Here is a 2,228-nt window from a genome sequence, read left to right on the forward strand (position 1 = left end):
GCATCCGCCCCGTGCAGGCGGCGGGGCAGGCGCTCGCCGCCGCCTTCGCGGCCCCGCACCCCGCGCCCGCGCAGCTGCCGCTTGCGCCCGCCATTGCGCCGATGCTGGCAGAGGCGGCCCTTGCATGGGCGCCGCCGCAGGGCCGCTCGCCCGAACCGCTGGCCGCCGTCCCGCCACCGCCTGCCGGGGCGTATCCGCTGGGCCTGGCGCGCGGGCAGGTCGCAAACGCCTATATCGTCGCGGAAAGTGCGGATGCGCTGGTGCTGGTGGATCAGCATGCCGCCCACGAGCGGCTGGTGCTGGAGGCCATGCGCGGCCGCGCGGGCGGCACGCCCCAGTCCCAGCCGCTCCTTGTGCCAGAGGCCGTGGCGCTCGATGAACAGGCGGCCGACGCGCTGGAGGCAGCCGCGCCGGCATTGCTCGAACTCGGGCTCGAGCTGGAGCGGTTCGGGCCGGATACGATCCTCGTCAGGGCGCTGCCGGCCGCGCTGGGCACGCCGCCGCTGAAGCCGTTGCTCACCGATCTGGCCGACGAACTGTCGGGCGGAGAGGGCCCGCGCGCCCTCGTCAGCCGGCTCGATCACATCGCCGCCACCATCGCCTGCCACGGCAGCGTCCGGGCCGGGCGGCCGCTGACGCTTGCGGACATGAACGCGCTGCTGCGCCAGATGGAGGCGGTTCCGGCCAGCGGCACCTGCAACCATGGCCGCCCCACCTTCCTGAAGCTGACGAAGGCGGATCTGGAAAAGCTGTTCCATCGCCGCTGACGGGCCGGGGGCTTGATCCTGCGCAATCGCTTTGTCGCAAAGCTGGTGCATCGGCTTGACGGACAGCCCCGGCGCGCCAATCCTGCGCCGGTCAACTGGGGAGACTGAACTTGAAATCCTATCTGGCTCTGCTGCTGGCGGGCGCGACGGCGCTGTCGGCCTGCTCCACGCCCTCCACGCCGTCGGTGCGCCCGGCGCCCGCCTTCACCGTCAACTATCGCTGCGCCAATGGCGAAGCGGTGACGATCCGCTATTTCGATCAGCAGGGAACGGCCGTGCTGGTGCGCGGCGGCCAGAACACCGAGCTGAACCGGGTGTCCACAACGCCGCTCACCTATCAGGGCGGTCAGACGACCGTGGTGGCCGATGCGGGCCGTATGGGCATCAACCTGACGACGGGGATGATGGCCCCCACAAGCTGCCAGGGCCTGAGCGCCAGCGGCCGCCCGCCGGCGCCCCCCGCGCCGCCGGCTCCCCCGCCGCCTCCGCCTCCGCCCGGCCCGCCGCCTGCGCCTGCGGAAATGCGCGTCACCTACAATTGCTCCAACGGCGAGCAGATCACCGTGCGCTATTTCCCGCAGCAGGGCGTCGCCTCGCTGAACCGCGGCGGGTCCACCACCGAACTCCAGCAGCAGTCCACGCCGCCGGGCTTCACCTATACGGGGCCGAACACCGTGCTTCGCGTGCACGATGATCGCATGCGCCTCACGATGACGGTGGGGATGATGGCCGGCACCAACTGCACCGCGGCCTGAGCCTGCCATGATCCGCCCTGCAACGCTCGCGCTGCTCGCCGGGCTGGCGGCCTGCGCCCCGCAGTCGCCGTCCAACACGCTGGATGCGCGGATGGCCGGCACGTTCAACTGGATGTGCGGCGGCAGCACGCCTGCCACCGTCACCTTCCATTCGGATGCGAAGCTCGCCGATCTCACGATCAACGGGCAGACGACCCAGCTGTTGCGCATGCCCACCAGCCGGGGGTGGCTCTATCAGTTCGGGTCCACCCAGATCAGCGGCGGCCCTGAAAGGATGCAGATCAGCAGCCCTGAACATGGCAATCTGGATTGCCGGCCCAATTGAGGAGATTGATGATGAAACCGATCCTGTTTGCCGGCCTTGCCGCCGCCGCCCTGGTTGCGGGCTGCAACAAGCCCGCCCCCACCGCCGGCGAAACGCCTGCGCCCGAAGCCACCGCCCCCGCTGCGGCGCCGGCCCCCGAAGCCGTCGCCCCGGCTGCCCCGGCCGAAATGCCGGCGGATCAGACAACGCCGGAACAGAAGGCGGAACTTGAAAAGGCCGCCGCCGCCGCCGGGCTTCCGGCCACGAAGCAGACCCGCGCCACCTTCACCTGCGACAATGACGAAACGATCGAAGTCCGCTTCTTCCCCGATCAGGGCATCGCGGTTCTTGTGCGCGGCGGCCAGAATGTGGAGCTTCAGCAGGAACCGTCCGGCTCCGGCT

3 protein-coding genes and 1 pseudogene are annotated in these 2,228 nt (G+C 70.6%); all 4 read left to right on the forward strand.

All coding sequences use genetic code 11. The features are described 5' to 3' along the window. Positions 1 to 767 (forward strand): annotated as a pseudogene (locus tag ACE3O8_RS13405) (DNA mismatch repair protein MutL); the annotation flags it as partial. Between the two features lie 110 nt (positions 768 to 877). Then, positions 878 to 1,522, forward strand: a complete 645-nt coding sequence (locus ACE3O8_RS13410) for an MliC family protein (RefSeq protein ID WP_374390541.1) — start codon at positions 878 to 880, stop codon at positions 1,520 to 1,522. Positions 1,523 to 1,529: 7 nt separating this feature from the next. Further along, positions 1,530 to 1,847, forward strand: coding sequence for a hypothetical protein (locus ACE3O8_RS13415; RefSeq protein WP_374390543.1), 318 nt, complete (start codon positions 1,530 to 1,532; stop codon positions 1,845 to 1,847). An 11-nt stretch (positions 1,848 to 1,858) separates the two neighbouring features. Beyond that, positions 1,859 to 2,228 (forward strand): MliC family protein (locus ACE3O8_RS13420; RefSeq protein ID WP_374390545.1); only part of this gene is annotated, 370 nt, incomplete at its 3' end.

The sequence above is a fragment of the Sandaracinobacter sp. genome, from assembly GCF_041909755.1.
In the GTDB taxonomy this organism is placed as follows: Bacteria; Pseudomonadota; Alphaproteobacteria; order Sphingomonadales; family Sphingomonadaceae; genus Sandaracinobacteroides.

Bases quoted from the DNA above. Each gene is read 5' to 3' on its own strand.
- ACE3O8_RS13415 (WP_374390543.1), top strand. From the start codon at position 1,530: ATGATCCGCCCTGCAACGCTCGCGCTGCTCGCCGGGCTGGCGGCCTGC.